Below are 15,110 nucleotides of genomic sequence, written 5' to 3' on the forward strand. Positions count from 1 at the left end.
CCGGCCGACTACACCCGCACCGTCGCGTCGACTACACCTGCACCCTCGCGTCCAGGTCCGCCATCAGCAGCTCCCCGTTGATCGCGGCGCCCGCCCGGTACCCCCGGCTCGCCGCGTTGATCACCTGCTCGGCGAAGCCGCTCGCGTTGCCCGCCGCCCAGAGCCCGGGGACGGTGGTCAGGCCGCGTTCGTCGATCACGGGGTAGCTGCCGAACGGGGTCTCGCGCAGTTCGGCGCCCAGTTCGATCAGCAGGTCGTTGCGGGGGACGGCGCGCGGGGCGGCGTAGAGCACCTCGCGCTCGTGGACCGTACGGTCCGCCAGCCGGACCCCGGTGAGCCGGTCGTCGGCGACGACCAGCCCGGTCACCCTGCCGGGGACGACCGCCACCCGGGCGGCGGCCAGCCGGCGCAGGTCGACGTCGGTCAGCTCCGACTCGGCCACCTCGTGCAGGAAGAGCCGCACGTCGTCGGACCACTGGGTGACCATCAGCGCCTGGTGCACGCTCAGCGGCGAGGTCGCGAGCACCCCGGTCGGCCGGTCGCGGACCTCCCAGCCGTGGCAGTACGGGCAGTGCACGACGTCCCGGCCGAACCGCTCCGCCAGCCCCGGCACCCCGGGCAGTTCGTCCTTCAGGCCGGTGGCGATCACCACATGCCGGGCGTGTGCCGTCCGGCCCTGCGCGAGCCGGACGGTGAAGCCCTCGCCGTCCCTGGCGGCATCCGTCACCCGGTCCCGGACCAGCTCCACGCCGTACCGGGCGATCTCCTCGCGCCCGACCGCCAGGAATTCGGCCGGGGACATGCCGTCGCGGGACAGATAGCCCTGCATGTGTGCGCTCGGCGCGTTGCGCGGTTCGCCCGCGTCCACGACCAGCGTGCGGCGCCGGGCCCGGCCGAGGACGAGCGCGGCGGACAGCCCGGCGGCCCCGCCTCCGACGACGACCACTTCGTACCTGCTGTTCTCGGTCATGGCACGACCGTGGCCCGGGTCCTGCCGTATTGACAAATGTCTTTGCCGATTCTGCAATACGAGCATGAGTACCGACGACGTTCTCTCCGAGGTGGGCCCCCGGCTGCGGCGCCTGCGCAAGGAGCGCGAGGTGACCCTGGCCGGGCTGTCGGAGGCGACCGGGATCTCCGTGAGCACCCTGTCCCGGCTGGAGTCCGGCCTGCGCAGGCCCAGCCTGGAGCTGCTGCTGCCGATCGCCCAGGCACACCAGGTGCCGCTGGACGAACTGGTCGGCGCGCCCCCGGTGGGGGATCCGCGGGTGCGGGCCGAGCCGATCGTCCGGGGCGGGCGTACCCACTGGCCGCTGACCCGCCAGCCGGGCGGGCTCCAGGCCTTCAAGGTGCTCGAACCGAAGCGCGAGCAGCAGCCGGATCCGCGCACCCACGAGGGGTACGAGTGGCTGTACGTGCTGTCGGGCCGGCTCCGGCTGGTCCTCGGCGAGCACGACGTGGTGCTGTCGGCGGGGGAGGCCGCCGAGTTCGACACCCGGGTGCCGCACTGGTTCGGCTCGACGGGGGAGGGGCCGGTGGAGTTCCTGAGCCTGTTCGGGCCGCAGGGGGAGCGGATGCATGTGCGGGCGCGGCCGACGCGGAAGTGATCCGGTCGACGCGGTAGCAACCCGGTCGACGCGGACGTGACGCGGCTTCCTGACGGCCGGCTGTTCCCTGATGGGCAAGCGACCGCTTAGTATGCCGTCGGACCCGGTCAGACGAAGCAGTCCCGTGGAGGCCCCGCATGCAGGCATGGCAAGTGCACGAGAACGGCGAGCCGAGCGAGGTGATGCGCCTCGCGGAGGTGGAGCCGCCCACGCCCGGCGACGGCCAGGTGCTGCTGCGGGTGCGCGCCGCCAACATCAACTTCCCGGACGCCCTGCTGTGCCGGGGCCAGTACCAGGTGCGGCCGCCGCTGCCGTTCACGCCCGGCGTGGAGATCTGCGCCGAGACCGAGGACGGCCGCCGGGTGATCGCCAACCCCACGCTGCCGTACGGCGGTTTCGCCGAGTACGCCGTCGCCGACGCCCGCGCGCTGCTGCCCGCCCCCGACTCGCTGGACGACGCCGAGGCCGCCGCGCTGCACATCGGCTACCAGACGGGCTGGTTCGGCCTGCACCGCCGGGCCCACCTGGAGGCGGGCGAGACCCTGCTCGTGCACGCCGCCGCCGGCGGTGTCGGCAGTGCCGCCGTCCAGCTCGGCAAGGCGGCCGGCGCCACCGTGATCGGTGTCGTCGGCGGTGCCGAGAAGGCCGCCGTCGCCCGGGAGCTGGGCTGCGACGTGGTGGTCGACCGGCGCGGCGACGACGTCGTCGCCGCCGTGAAGGAGGCCACCGGCGGCCGGGGCGCCGACGTGATCTACGACCCGGTCGGCGGCGAGGCCTACGCCCAGTCCGCCAAGCTGGTCGCCTTCGAGGGCCGGATCGTCGTCGTCGGCTTCGCGAGCGGCGGCATCCCGAGCCCGGCGCTCAACCACGCCCTGGTGAAGAACTACTCGATCCTCGGCCTGCACTGGGGGCTGTACGCCACCAAGAACCCCAAGCTCATCGGGCACTGCCACGAGGAACTGACCGGGCTGGCCGCCCGGGGCGCGATCAAGCCGCTGGTGAGCGAGCGGGTGCCGCTCGGCGAGGCCGCCACCGCCGTGCAGAAGGTGGCGGACGGCCGCTCCACCGGCCGGATCGCCGTGGTGATGGAGGGAGCAGCATGACCGACGCCGACGAACTGGTCCGCCGCACACGGGAGTTGCTGGACCGCCACCCGGTCGCGAGCACCGACCGGCTGGAGTTCCTGCGGGCCCGCTTCGACGCAGGCCTCGCCTGGGTGCACTACCCCGAGGGCCTCGGCGGACTGGACGCGCCCCGCCACCTCCAGGCCGCCGTGGACGCCGAGCTGGAGGCCGCCGGCGCCCCCGACAACGACGCGCGCCGCAACGGCATCGGGCTCGGCATGGCCGCGCCGACCATCCTCAAGTACGGCACGCAGGAGCAGAAGCAGCGCTATCTGCGGCCGCTGTGGACCGGCGAGGAGGTGTGGTGCCAGCTGTTCAGCGAGCCCGGCGCCGGCTCCGACCTCGCCGCGCTCGGCACCCGGGCCGTCCGGGAGGGCGAGGACTGGGTGGTCAACGGGCAGAAGGTGTGGACGTCCGGCGCGCACAACGCCCGCTGGGCCATCCTCATCGCCCGCACCGACCCGGACGTGCCCAAGCACGCGGGCATCACCTACTTCCTGTGCGACATGACCGACCCGGGTGTCGACGTCCGGCCGCTGCGCCAGATCACCGGCGAGGCCGAGTTCAACGAGGTCTTCCTCACCGACGTCCGCATCCCCGACTCCCGCCGCCTCGGCGAGACCGGCGACGGCTGGCGGGTCGCGCAGACCACCCTCAACAACGAGCGCGTGGCCATCGGCGGCATGCGGCTGCCCCGCGAGGGCGGCATGATCGGGCCGGTCGCCACGACCTGGCGCGAACGCCCCGAACTGCGCACCCACGACCTCCACCAGCGGCTGCTGAAGCTGTGGGTCGAGGCCGAGGTCTCCCGCCTCACCGCCGAGCGGCTGCGCCAGCAGCTCGTCGCCGGCCAGCCCGGCCCCGAGGGCGCCGGCATGAAGCTCGCCTTCGCCCGCCTCAACCAGGAGATCAGCGGACTGGAGGTCGAACTCCGAGGCGAAGAGGGCCTGTTGTACGACGACTGGACCCTGCGCCGCCCCGAGCTCGTCGACTTCACGGGCCGTGACGCCGGCTACCGCTATCTGCGCGCCAAGGGCAACAGCATCGAGGGCGGGACCAGCGAGGTCCTGCTGAACATCGTCGCCGAGCGCGTCCTCGGCCTGCCCGCCGAGCCGCGCACCGACAAGGACGTCGCGTGGAAGGACCTGGCCCGATGACCACACAGCGCACACAGCGGGATCTCCTCTACTCCGAGGAGGAAGAGGCGCTGCGGGCCGCCGTACGGGACCTGCTCACCGACCACTGCGCCCCGGCCGACGTCATCGCCCGCACCGAGTCGGACGCCCCGCACGACCTCGCCCTGTGGAAGCTGCTCGCCGACGGCATGGGCCTGGCCGGCCTCCTGGTGCCCGAGGCACAGGGCGGCCAGGGTGCCTCGCACCGCGAAGTCGCCGTCGTGCTGGAGGAGTTGGGCCGGGCCGTGGCGCCCGTGCCGTACCTCACCAGCGCGGTCGTGGCCACCGAGGCCCTGCTCGCCTGCGGCGACGGGGAGCTGCTGGAGCGACTGGCCTCCGGCCGCACCATCGGCGCCCTCGCGGTCGCCCTGCACACGGCACCGGGCGCCACCGCCACGGCCGTACGCGTCGAGAACGGCACCCTGCACGGCGAGTTGACCGGCATCGCCGACGCGGTCGCGGCCGATGTGCTGCTGGTCCCGGCCGACGACGGCGGCCTGTACGCCGTGACCGCCGACGCCGTGACCGTCACCCCGCAGGTCGCCCTGGACCTGACCCGGCCGCTCGCCACGGTGACCCTCGACGCCGCCCCCGGCCGCCGTGTCGGCGACGCGGAACCCGCCGTACGGCGTGCCCTGCGCGCCGCCGCCGGACTCCTCTCCTCCGAGCAACTGGGCCTCACCGACTGGGTGTTGACCGAGACGGTCCGCTATCTCAAGGAGCGCAAGCAGTTCAACCGGCCGGTCGGCGGCTTCCAGGCGCTCAAGCACCGGCTCGCCCAGCTGTGGCTGGAGACGGTCAACCTCCGGGCGGCCGCCCGTGCCGCCGCCGACGCGCTGGCCTCCGGCGAGGACACGGAGATCTCGGTCGCGGTCGCGCAGGCGTACGCCGCCCCCGTCGCCGTCCACGCCGCCGAGGAGGCGCTCCAACTGCACGCCGGGATCGGGATGACCTGGGAGCACCCGATCCACCTGTACCTCAAGCGGGCCAAGGCGGACTCGATCGCGTACGGCACGGCGGGCGCGCATCGCTCGGCGCTGGCCGGGCTGGTCGACCTCCAGGCACCCTGACGTCAGCCGCGTGAAGCCCGCCCCACCTCGGCGGGCTTCACCCGGGCGGCTGCTCCGCAGACGTGAATATCGCGCCAACTCCCCGCCGGGCCAGGGTCGTTGGGCGATGAGGGCACGCATACTCTCCCCGGTCCCGTCCGGCACCTCAAGGGAGGCAGCGCATGGCCCTCACCACCCGACGCAGAGCCCTCACCACCCTCGGCGCCGCCCTCGCCGGCGCGGTCGCCCTGCCCGCGGTACCGGCCCGGGCGGCCGCCGCGCACCGGGGCCCGCACCCGCTGTGGAACGCGCACGCCCACAACGACTACGAGCACCCGCACCCCCTGTTCGACGCGCTCGGCCACCGGTTCAACAGCGTCGAGGCCGACATCTTCCTCGTCGGCGACCAGCTCCTCATCGGTCACGACAGCTCTGAGCTGGACCCGACCCGCACCCTCGAATCCCTCTACCTCGACCCCCTCGCCGCGCGCGTGCGGGCCGAGCACGGCTCGGTGTACCGGGGGTGGCGCCGACCGCTCCAACTGCTGATCGACATCAAGACCGAGGGCTCCTCGACGTACCTCGAACTCGACCGCCGTCTGCGCCGCTACCCGCACCTGTTCAGCCGCTGCGCGCACGGGCGTATCCACCCCGGACCGGTCACCGCCGTCGTCTCCGGCGACCGCGCCGCCCGCATCCCCATGGCGGCGCAGACCGAGCGGCGCGCCTTCTACGACGGCCGGCTCACCGACCTCGGCAGCACCGCCCCCGCCTCCTTCATCCCGCTGATCAGCGACAACTGGACGACGAACTTCACCTGGACCGGGGAGGGCACGTTCCCGGGCGCCGAGCGGCAGAAGCTGCGGGGCATCACCGAAGCCGCCCACGCGCACGGGCAGCTGGTGAGGTTCTGGGCCACACCGGACGCCGCGGGCCCCGCCCGCGACGCCCTGTGGACGGAACTGCTCGCCGCTGGCGTCGACTACCTCAACACCGACGACCTCGCCGGCCTGGAGGCCTTCCTCGACGCCCGCCCCACGGCGTGACACCACTCGATCGGGGGACATGTCAGCCGCCCGGACCAACCCTCCGCTACGCCACACTTGCGGCCGAAACGCCGCTCAAGGGGCGTGGCGGAGGAGGTTCCCGATGGCCGTTTCCATCTCTGTGGTGCTGTTGCTCATGATTCTGGCCGTGATCTTCATGCGTAACGGCGGGCTGAAGGTCTCGCATGCCCTGGTCTGCATGGTGCTGGGCTTCTTCATGGCCGGCTCCAGCATGGGGCCCACCATCAACACCGGGCTCACCGCGACCGCCGAACTGGTCAGCAGCCTGCACCCCTGAGGCGCGGGCCGCTCAGGGGCCCGCGAAGACGCCGATGCCGTTCGCGACGGGCCGCTCGGCGCCGCCGCTCGGATGGTTGCGGACCGTCACCGTACGGGCGCCGGCGTCCCGGGTGACCATCTCCGTCGAACCGCCGCCGTCGAGGTTGAACGCGTCGGAGGCGCCCAGCGCACGCATGGTGGCCGCCTCCTCGGCGACCGTCATCCCGGTCCGGTAGGCGGCGGCACCGTCCAGCGCCATGATCAGCATCCGCCGTCCGCCGTCCGCGAAGCCCACGACCGTGCGCACCGCCGAGGCGACGTCGTTCAGCCCGGACAGCTCCCGGCCGTCCCGCAGCACCGGGAATCCGCCGATCGCGAACGCGTACGGCACCCCGGACGACGCCGCCACCAGGGTGTGCGTCACGGTCACCCGCTCGCCGACGGAGAGCTTGCGCAGCTGCCGCGCGCCCTCCTCGCGGCCGACCAGGACCGTGGTGTCCGCCGGGATCGCGCCGCTGCCCGGGGTGTCGGAGGCGGAGACGACCCGGCCGGACCGGATCCGCACCTCGTGGGTGTCGGTGCTGCACGGCGCCGAGCGCTCGGTGTCCGTGCCGCAGACCGCGCGCTCGCGCGAGGCGCTGCCCCAGCGCGAGGTGAAGGCGCCGACGGAGTTCTCCGGGAGGGCGTACTGGTTCAGGCCCCGCAGCGGGAACCGGCCCTCCGGGGAGCGGACGGCGCCGGTCAAAGAGAGCCGGTCCATCCGGGCCCGCCGGTCGACACCGACACCGAAGACGTCCCGGGTGTTCGTGCCCGGCGGCAGCGCGGGCCCGAACCGCTGGCCGTCCGGCACCGCGGCCTTGAGCACGAGCCCGTGGGCGATCGCCGGGCCGACACTCGCGCCGGTGGCGGGCACGCCCGGGTGCTGGGTCTCGGTGATGTTGAAGAAGTCACCGTTGACCCCCGCGACCGCCCCGGCCGCGTCCGCCATCCCGGAGACGGTGGCTCGCGCCGCCACCTTGCCCGGGTACAGCAGGTCCACGCGGACGTGCGGATCGCCCAGGTCGACGGTGAGCAGATGGACGTGCGTCGGACCCGCGGCCGCCCGGACGTCGAACTGCCGGTAGGTGACCCCGGGCGCGATCCGCGTGCCCGCCGGTACGGCAGCGGCCGGCGCCGCCCCCGTCAGGGCCGCACCGGCCAGCACACCGAACGCGGTGACCACCGTGAGAACCGCTCTCGCCGTTGTCGTACGCCTGCTTCGTCTTGCCACCATGCCCCCTGATGCCTCGTCAACTTTCCTTCTGGTTCCCCGTGTTCCAAGGGATTCAGGGGCAGTTGAGCAGAAGCGGGGGGACGGCGGGCCGACTAGGCCTCGACTACGCGAGAACGAGTGAGAAAACGCACCCCCTCGGGTGCCTCCAGCGAGAAGCCGCTGCCCCGTCCGGGCACGACGTCGACGATCAGCCGGGTGTGGCTCCACGCCTGGTACTGGCTGCGGGACATCCAGAAGGTGACGGGCTCCGCCACGCCGTCCACCGACAGCTCCGCCAGCAGCACGTCCGAGTCGCCGGTGCGGAACTCGCCGTCCGGGTAGCACATGGGCGCGCTGCCGTCGCAGCAGCCTCCGGACTGATGGAACATCAGCGGACCGTGTGCGGCGCGCAGTTGCCGCACCAGCTCCTCGGCCCGCCGGGTGAGTTCGACGCGGGGGACTTCCTCTTCCATGGTCACCGTCCTGAAGAGCGGGGCGCCGGGGCGCCGTACACGGCCCAGTCTCACGGCTCGTCACAGAGGCGTCCAGAAGGCCGCGTTCGCCGCCTCGAACGGGTTCGATCCGGCCGGTCGCCCGTCTGGGAGGATGCGCGTATGTCTGCTTCCTTCCGGCCGGCCGAGCCGCGCCAGGTGCCCGTCGGCCAGTACCCGCTGTGGGACGAGGCGCTGGCCGCCGTCAACCGGGATCTGGCGGCGACGGCCCCCGAGCAGCGTCCGCTGCGGCTGACGGTCTACCCGGAGATGGCGGACCTGGTCGAGCAGGTCTACGTGGCCCTCTCCAACGGCGAGGCGCACGGCAACCCCCTGATGCCGTACGAGTCGGCCGCCGAGGCCCTGACGGCCGTCGCCGACGCCGCCCAGGAGACGGTGAGCGAGCGGCTGTGGCGGGTGTGGCCGGTCTGCACCGTCCACGACCTGGGCATGCACCCGAGGGACGTCGACGGGCGGCCGTCCTGGTGGTGCGCGGGAGGCTCCCGCAAGGGCGACCCGGCCCATGTCCGCGCCGCGATCGGGGAGCTGGCCGCCGTCCACCGCCCCCACCGCCCGAACCGCAAGCGCCGCAAGGGCGGCACCCCGCGCTGACGCGGCCTGCGAACTCGTCGAGGCCGTCGCGCTCCGGCCCACCGAGGCCGAGGTGCGCGCCCGGACCGCCGAGGAGCTGCACGCCATGGCCGCGTCCGGGCTCACCGGCGGCCACGCGATGGACGCGAACGGGGACAGCCTCGCGGTCTACGCGGCGCTGGAGGCCGAGGACGCCCTGCCCCTGCGGCTGCGGATCGCACCGTGGTGCCGGCCGGAGACGGACGACGACGCCGTCGCCGGCCTCGTCCGGCTCCAGGGCACCGGCGGCGCCCTGTGGCGGGTGGCCGGCGTGAAGCTCTTCATGGACGGCACGATCGACAACGGCACCGCCTGGCTGGAGACACCCGACTGCCACGGCGAGTCGGCCACGCCCACTGGCCCGACGCGCGGCGCTACACCCAGGTCGTCACGGCCCTGCACCGCGCCGGCGTGCCGACGGCCACGCACGCGATCGGCGACGCGGCGGTGCGCCATGTCCTCGACTCCGTGGCGAAGGCGCAGGCGGAGGGGCAGGCGCAGGGGCGAGTGGAGGGGCCGGATGCCGCGCGGCCGGTGCGCCACCGCGTCGAGCACGTCGAGACCGTCCCGGACGGCACCGTACGGCGGTTCGCGCCGCTCGGCGTGGCCGCGTCGATGCAGCCCACGCACTGCTGCGAGTTCACGCGTGCCGACCACACCGACACCTGGTCGCGCCGGCTCTACGAGGAGCGTGCCGGGCGGGCGTTCCGCTGCCGTGACCTGTGGGAGGCCGGGGCGCGGATCGTGCTCGGCTCCGACTGGCCCGTCGCGCCGCTCCAGGCGCTCGGGGCATGACGGTCAACGCGGCCTGGGCGGCGGGGGAGGAGACGCGGGCGGGGGCGATCTCCGTGGGACACCGCGCCGACCTCACGGTCCTGGCCGACGATCCGCTGGCGGTGCCCGACACGGATCTGGCGGATCTGCCGGTCGTGCTGACGGTGGTCGGGGGCCGGGTCACGTACCGGGGTACGGACGTCCGAGACGCCCCGAAGGGGCGCGCGGGGGGCCGCGCCCGATCAACGGCTCCGGCGCGAGGCCCGGTCCGGTCGGCCCTCGCGCCGTCGGCGGTACGCCTCGATCAGCAACGGCACCATCGACGCGACGACGACCACGGCGACGAGCGGCAGCAGGTAGTCGTCGATGTGCGGGACCGACGCCCCCAGGCTGTAACCGGCGAGGACCAGCGTCTGTGACCACAGCACGCCGCCCACGGTCTGCCACCGCGTGAAGGTGCGGACAGGCACGCCGAGCGCACCGGCCACGGGGTGCAGGACCGTCCGCAGCAGCGGCACGAACCGGCCGATGACCAGCGCCTTCCCATAGCCGTAGCGCGCGAGCAGCTCCTCGGCGCGGGCGGCCGTCGCCTTCACCCGGCGGCTGGAGGTACGGGCCAGGAGCGCCTGCCCGCCACGGCGGCCGATCAGATAGCCGACCTGCCCGCCGGCCACCGCCCCGACGGCGGCGCACACCAGCACCTGCCACAGCGCGAGGCGGGGCGGCTGGTGCGCGCTGCCGGCGCACAGCACCCCGGCCGGGAACAGCAGCGTGTCACCGGGCAGGAAGAAGCCGACGACCAGCAGTCCGGACTCGGCGAAGAGCACCACCAGGACGCCCAGCGCGCCGAAGGCGGCCAGTACCGAGGCGCTGTTCAACGGGTTGACGGCGATCACCGGGGCGCGCCTCCTGGCCTCCTCGCAGCACTGCTTCCGCGCAGCACCGCTCGCTCACCAGGATCGCCCGTCCGGCGCGAAACCGCCCGCGTCACGACCCCAGGGCCGGAGGCCGGTGACCGGCTTGGGCCACACAGACCATGAGGTCGTCCTGCACGCCGTACGTCCGCCGCGCCCACGGCAGCGCAGCCGATACGACGGCGGGTCCGGCGGCCCGACGCGCGTCGGGCCCGGCGGTCGCAAACGCCCTCGGTTCAGCGGTGTGCGAGGCCGTCGATCAGCACGCCGAGGGTGAAGTCGAACCGGTCGTGGCCCTCGCCGGCGGTGAGCTCGGCGGCGTGGCGGGTGGTGTGGGGGAAGGTCTCGACGGGCAGGGCGGTGAACCGGCGCACGAGCTCGTCGCGGTCGAGGACCCAGGCGGTGTCGTCGTCCGCCGCTCGCCGGCGCGCGACGGACACTTCGAGGCAGTAGGCGGCCACGTACAGCAGGAGGGCGTCGATCGCCCAGGCCGCGGACTGCGGGGGGACGCCGCCGGCGAGCAGGATGGCCAGCATGCCCTCGGTGACGCGCATGGTCTGGAGGTCGGTGGGGGCCATGGCGAGTGCGGCGCGGGAGATCCCGGGGTACTTCAGGTACTGGTCGCGCATCTGGGCACACACACCGCGGATCTGCTCCCGCCAGGTGGCGGGGTCGGGGGCGGGCAGGACGAGCCCGGCGCACAGCCGCCCGATGAGCAGCTCGTCGAGGTCGGCCTTGTTGACCACGTGGGCGTAGAGCGAGGCAGGTCCGGTGTCGAGCGCGCCGGCCAGCCGGCGCATGGTCAGCGCCTCGTAGCCCTCTGTGGCGACGACGCCCAGCGCGGTGTCGACGACCTGTTCCACGGTGATCGGGACCTTGCGGCGCCGTGGTCTGGCGTCGGTCGCGGCCTCGGGGTTCGGCGGCTGATGGCGCGCCGCGCGTCGCTCTCTCGGGTTCACCCGGCCATCATAACTTGACACGAACGACGTTCGTTTGTAGAACACCGTTCGTGACAGTGGCTGTGAACCGAGTGGACGTGAACCAGGACATGGACGTGGGCGTGGATGTGGACGTGACCGTGGTCGGCGCCGGGCCGGTGGGCCTCGTGCTCGCCGCCGAACTGGCGCTCTCCGGGGCGAGGGTGCAGGTACTCGAACGACGGGCCGAGCCGGACCGGGCGATGAAGGCCGGAGCCATCAACGTGCCGACGGCCGAGGCCCTCGACCGCCGCGGTCTGCTGCCCGCCGCCGAACAGGTGCAGCGGGAGATGCTGGACCGGATGGGCTCGTTCGCTCCCGCGACCGGCGACCGGCCGTCCGGTGACCGCCCGCGGGCCCACGAGACGCGGTTCACCGGGCACTTCGCCGGAATGGTCCTCGACGCCGGCCTCGTGGACTGGTCCGATGCCGACCTCGCCGCGCACGCCGCGGTCGGCGGCGCGCAGATGGTGCCGCAGCGCGAGCTGGAGGGCTTGCTGACCGAGCATGCGACGCGCCTCGGCGTACCGGTGCGCCGCGGGGTGGAGGTCACCGCGTTCGAGGACACCGGCGACGGCGTACTCGTCGGCACCACCGCCGGCCCGGTGCGCACCGGGTGGCTGGTCGGGTGCGACGGCGGGCACAGCACCGTACGCCGCCTCGCGGGCATCGACTTCCCCGGCACCGACCCGGAACTCACCGGGCGCCTGGCGGTCGTCGACATCGCCGATCCCGAGAAGCTCGCGCCCGGATGGGTGTGGTCGACCCGGGGCGCGTACCGCTGCGGGCCTCAGCCCGGGCGGGTGGTCACCGTGGAGTTCGACGGCGCACCCGCCCCCCTCGCCCACGCTCGGCCTCGCTCGCGCGGGGGAACGCCCATGGTGCCGGTCACCCTCGAAGAGGTGCAGGCCAGTCTGCGCCGGGTCTCGGGCACCGATGTCACGCTGACCGCGCTGCGTGGCGCCGCGACCCGCTGGAGCGACAACGCCCGCCAGGCCGCGGCCTACCGGTCGGGGCGGGTGCTGCTGGCCGGTGACGCCGCGCACGTGCACTCGCCGTTCGGCGGGCAGGGGCTCAATCTCGGGGTCGGCGACGCGATGAACCTCGGTTGGAAGCTCGGTGCCGTGGTCGCCGGGTGGGCCCCCGACGGGCTGCTCGACACCTATGACGCCGAGCGCCGTCCCCTCGGCGCCTGGGTGCTGGACTGGACGCGGGCCCAGACCGGGGTGATGCGCGGGGACCCGAAGTCGGCCGCGCTCCGTGAGGTCGTCGCCGATCTGCTGAGCACACGGGCCGGCGCGACCCATGCGGTCAAGAAGATCTCCGGCGTCACACAGCGCGTCGACCTGCCCGGCGATCATCCGCTGGTCGGGCGGTACGCCCCCGACCTGTGGCTGAGGGACGGCTCCCGTCTGGTCGACCACGGTCACGGTGGCGGATTCCTGCTGCTCGACCGCACTCCGGACGGCGCCTTCGCCCGCCTCGCCGCGGCCTGGGCCGGGCGGGTGACCAGCGTGACCGACGACCACGCGACGACGCCGGCCGGGCTGCTCGTACGCCCGGACGGGGTGGTCGTCTGGGCCTGCGACACCACCGACACCGCTGCCGTCACCGGTCTCGAAACCGCCCTGCAGCAGTGGGCGGGTGATGCGGCACACCGCGCCGGGCCGGCACAGCGGTGAAGGGCGAGGCCGCGACGCTGCGGGCTGTCTCGGACGTGACCGAAGGGCGTCGAGGGTTCAGAGCCGGACGGCCCGGTCCCCCGGTACGCGGCCGGTCGTGTCGAAGAGGAGGCGGGCCGTGCCGGCGAGTTCGGTGAGGTCGTACGTGCGACGACCCTGGACGAGAATCGTCAGGTCGGCGCAGCGGGCGGCGTTCAGCGGGTCCGGCCGGCGGGGCAGGGGGCACGTCGGCCAGGGAGAAGTCGTGGGTGTAGGGGGCGTGGTAGCTCACCTGCGCGCCGAGCGCGGCGAGTTCCTGCGCGATGTGGGTCGCCGGTGAGTGCCGGTGGTCGTACTCGGCGATGGCGGCCCGGCGCTCCAGCCGTGCGGCCAGCCCCGGAAGCCGGTGCAGCCGGAACACGGCGAGCACCTCGTCTAAGCGGTTGTCGTACCCGATGCGGTCGTAGACGAACCGCCGGCCGCCCCGGCCGTGGTGCGCAGCGACCGTACGAGGCGGCCCAGCGCGGCGTCGTCGGCGACGACGGCCCCGCCTTCGCCCGCCGTGCCGAACGTCTTGACCTGGACGAACGAGAAGAGTCCCGCATCGCCCCGGCTCCCGGCGGCACGTCCGTCCAGGACGGCGCCCTGCGCCACCGCGGAGTCCTCCACCAGCCGGACCTCGTGCTGCCGCGCCGGGCGCCGCAGCGCCGGCATGTCGGCCATCACCGAGAACATGTGCGCGGGGACGACGGCCTTGGTACGGCCGGTGATCGCGCGCTCGACCTGCTCGGGGTCGACCACCATCGTCCAGGGCTGGATGTCGGCGAAGACGGGCGTGGCTGCGAGACCGACGACGGTGTTCGCCGACGGGGCACATCCGTAGGCCGGTACGACGACCTCGTCGTCCGGGTCCACGCCCATCGCGTGGAGAACGAGCGTCAGCGCCGAGGTGCCGCTGCAGCAGGCGATGACGTCCGCGACGCCCAACTCGTCGCGCAGCGCCTGCTCGACCGTGGCGATCGGCTGCGCCTTCGCCGCCGCCAGGCTCACCGGCTGCGCCCAGCGCGGTGCCGGAGGCTGTACGAGCTCGTTCTTCAGGAGGTGGCCTGCCGGGCGATCGGGCTGGCGGACAACTGCGGCCGCATGCGCTCGAAATACGCGCGGACACCGTCACGGTCGGGCGGGATGTCGTTCGGGGAGCACGTCTGCTGTTCTGCTGTGACGGTACATGCCTGCCAGTACTCCCGCTCCTTGGCGGCGGTGAGTTTCCCGGGGCCGTACTTCTCGTACGCGTACAGGACCGAGTGCCAGCCGGTGAGCTGGATCCACAGCTACGAGGCGGGATCGTTGGCATCGTAGGTCCCGCCCCCGTAGGGCAGATGGCCGATCGCCCTGGAACGGACCTTGACCAGGACGCCCGCGGCCTTGCACACGTGCCGCGAACCGGCGAACGCCACCGTGGCGAAGTAGCGAAGGATCCGGTCGCAGCGCCTGCAGGAGCGCCGGTAGATGCCCTGGGCGGCGTGGACCGCGGCCACCAGCGGCGGGTCCAGCTCCTCCACCACCACGGCCCGCTGGAAACCCACCGTCGGCGCCACCGGATAGCCCCAGACCTTCCACACCACCGAGCCCGGCCCGAAGAAGCCGTGGTCCTCCTGGGGTTCGACCTCGCTGCGCTTCAGCCTCGACATGCGGCCGCTCCCTATGCACCCAGCTCTGCCTCGCGGTCCTGGTCGGGGGATTCCTTCCATGGCTTGGTGCGCTGGAAGGTGACACCACGGCGGGCGAGCAGGCCGCGTAACGCCTCGCGGCCGTTGCGGATCACCCGGCTGTGGACTTTCCGCAGGTAGGCGACGAGTTTGCGCAGCGACCAACGGGTGAAAAGCTGGCCGAGCTTGATCGGGCGGGTGGCCGTCGTGACGACGAAATCCTCGTCGTCACGACTGAGCAGGCGAGGACGGCCTCCCGCCCACCGAGAGTCCAGACATGCCAGGCTGCAGCTTCTGCCCCTCCCGGTCGGTCAGTCTGCGCACACGGACAGGCTCGGCCACCTCGCCTCCAGCGGTCGGATCGGACGTCACCGCACATCCAACCGCCACGACCACCGACCCGGCGAACCTGATGCGGTCAG

At 73.4% G+C, this 15,110-nt stretch carries 14 protein-coding genes and 3 pseudogenes; 9 read left to right on the plus strand and 8 right to left on the minus strand.

Going from position 1 to position 15,110, the window contains the following annotated elements; genetic code table 11:
- Positions 1-31: 31 nt before the first annotated feature.
- Positions 32-970: an NAD(P)/FAD-dependent oxidoreductase gene (locus ACFC8N_RS15440; protein ID WP_376288403.1), complete on the minus strand. Its 939-nt coding sequence runs from the start codon at positions 968-970 to the stop codon at positions 32-34.
- Positions 971-1,034: 64 nt separating this feature from the next.
- Between ACFC8N_RS15440 and ACFC8N_RS15445 the strand changes: the two genes are divergently transcribed.
- The 6 genes from ACFC8N_RS15445 (at position 1,035) to ACFC8N_RS15470 (ending at position 6,299) form a co-directional block, all read left to right on the plus strand.
- Positions 1,035-1,607 carry an XRE family transcriptional regulator gene (locus tag ACFC8N_RS15445; protein ID WP_356026624.1) on the plus strand — a complete coding sequence of 191 codons (573 nt, stop codon included), beginning with the start codon at positions 1,035-1,037 and terminating at the stop codon, positions 1,605-1,607.
- A 137-nt stretch (positions 1,608-1,744) separates the two neighbouring features.
- Positions 1,745-2,710 (plus strand): NADPH:quinone oxidoreductase family protein, encoded by a 966-nt coding sequence (locus tag ACFC8N_RS15450; protein ID WP_376288404.1) that lies wholly within the window; start codon positions 1,745-1,747, stop codon positions 2,708-2,710.
- Entirely contained in the window at positions 2,707-3,888 is a 1,182-nt protein-coding gene (locus ACFC8N_RS15455) for an acyl-CoA dehydrogenase family protein (RefSeq protein WP_376288405.1), read from the plus strand. Before ACFC8N_RS15450 ends, ACFC8N_RS15455 begins: the two co-directional genes overlap by 4 nt.
- The gene (locus ACFC8N_RS15460; protein WP_376288406.1) at positions 3,885-4,976 is read left to right on the plus strand and encodes an acyl-CoA dehydrogenase family protein; all 1,092 of its coding nucleotides are present in this window, start codon (positions 3,885-3,887) and stop codon (positions 4,974-4,976) included. The genes ACFC8N_RS15455 and ACFC8N_RS15460 overlap by 4 nt, the downstream gene beginning before the upstream one ends.
- 161 nt (positions 4,977-5,137) lie before the next feature.
- Positions 5,138-6,001 carry a phosphatidylinositol-specific phospholipase C/glycerophosphodiester phosphodiesterase family protein gene (locus ACFC8N_RS15465; protein ID WP_376288407.1) on the plus strand — a complete coding sequence of 288 codons (864 nt, stop codon included), beginning with the start codon at positions 5,138-5,140 and terminating at the stop codon, positions 5,999-6,001.
- Positions 6,002-6,104: 103 nt separating this feature from the next.
- Positions 6,105-6,299, plus strand: coding sequence for a hypothetical protein (locus tag ACFC8N_RS15470; RefSeq protein WP_071374410.1), 195 nt, complete (start codon positions 6,105-6,107; stop codon positions 6,297-6,299).
- 12 nt (positions 6,300-6,311) lie between these two features.
- On the opposite strand, the gene ACFC8N_RS15475 is transcribed toward ACFC8N_RS15470, so the two are convergent.
- Positions 6,312-7,553: a phosphodiester glycosidase family protein gene (locus tag ACFC8N_RS15475; protein WP_376288408.1), complete on the minus strand. Its 1,242-nt coding sequence runs from the start codon at positions 7,551-7,553 to the stop codon at positions 6,312-6,314.
- Positions 7,554-7,645: 92 nt separating this feature from the next.
- The gene (locus tag ACFC8N_RS15480; protein WP_356026612.1) at positions 7,646-8,005 is read right to left on the minus strand and encodes a DUF779 domain-containing protein; all 360 of its coding nucleotides are present in this window, start codon (positions 8,003-8,005) and stop codon (positions 7,646-7,648) included.
- Positions 8,006-8,146: 141 nt separating this feature from the next.
- On the opposite strand from ACFC8N_RS15480, the gene ACFC8N_RS15485 reads away from it, so the two are divergent.
- Together ACFC8N_RS15485 and ACFC8N_RS15490 are read left to right on the plus strand one after the other, a co-directional pair.
- Complete coding sequence (locus ACFC8N_RS15485; RefSeq protein ID WP_362820247.1) at positions 8,147-8,635, plus strand: hypothetical protein; 489 nt, start codon at positions 8,147-8,149, stop codon at positions 8,633-8,635.
- A pseudogene (locus tag ACFC8N_RS15490) lies at positions 8,634-9,630 on the plus strand (amidohydrolase); the annotation flags it as partial. The gene ACFC8N_RS15485 and the pseudogene ACFC8N_RS15490, both read left to right, overlap by 2 nt.
- Positions 9,631-9,669: 39 nt before the next feature.
- Here ACFC8N_RS15490 and ACFC8N_RS15495 read toward each other — a convergent pair.
- Together ACFC8N_RS15495 and ACFC8N_RS15500 are read right to left on the minus strand one after the other, a co-directional pair.
- Complete coding sequence (locus ACFC8N_RS15495; RefSeq protein ID WP_356026608.1) at positions 9,670-10,323, minus strand: DedA family protein; 654 nt, start codon at positions 10,321-10,323, stop codon at positions 9,670-9,672.
- Positions 10,324-10,577: 254 nt separating this feature from the next.
- Entirely contained in the window at positions 10,578-11,300 is a 723-nt protein-coding gene (locus ACFC8N_RS15500; RefSeq protein ID WP_356026606.1) for a TetR/AcrR family transcriptional regulator, read from the minus strand.
- An 89-nt stretch (positions 11,301-11,389) separates the two neighbouring features.
- Between ACFC8N_RS15500 and ACFC8N_RS15505 the strand changes: the two genes are divergently transcribed.
- Complete coding sequence (locus ACFC8N_RS15505; RefSeq protein WP_376288507.1) at positions 11,390-13,000, plus strand: FAD-dependent oxidoreductase; 1,611 nt, start codon at positions 11,390-11,392, stop codon at positions 12,998-13,000.
- A 414-nt stretch (positions 13,001-13,414) separates the two neighbouring features.
- Here ACFC8N_RS15505 and ACFC8N_RS15510 read toward each other — a convergent pair whose 3' ends face one another.
- The 3 genes and pseudogenes from ACFC8N_RS15510 to ACFC8N_RS15520 all read right to left on the minus strand — a co-directional run.
- Positions 13,415-14,029 (minus strand): DegT/DnrJ/EryC1/StrS family aminotransferase, encoded by a 615-nt coding sequence (locus tag ACFC8N_RS15510; protein ID WP_376288409.1) that lies wholly within the window; start codon positions 14,027-14,029, stop codon positions 13,415-13,417.
- A gap of 44 nt (positions 14,030-14,073) precedes the next feature.
- Positions 14,074-14,730: pseudogene (locus tag ACFC8N_RS15515) on the minus strand (oxygenase MpaB family protein).
- Positions 14,691-14,975 (minus strand): annotated as a pseudogene (locus tag ACFC8N_RS15520) (IS630 family transposase); the annotation flags it as partial. The pseudogenes ACFC8N_RS15520 and ACFC8N_RS15515, both read right to left, overlap by 40 nt.
- Positions 14,976-15,110 lie beyond the last annotated feature (135 nt).

Origin of the sequence: Streptomyces sp. NPDC055966, assembly GCF_042269865.1 — a bacterium.
Lineage (GTDB): Bacteria > Actinomycetota > Actinomycetes > Streptomycetales > Streptomycetaceae > Streptomyces.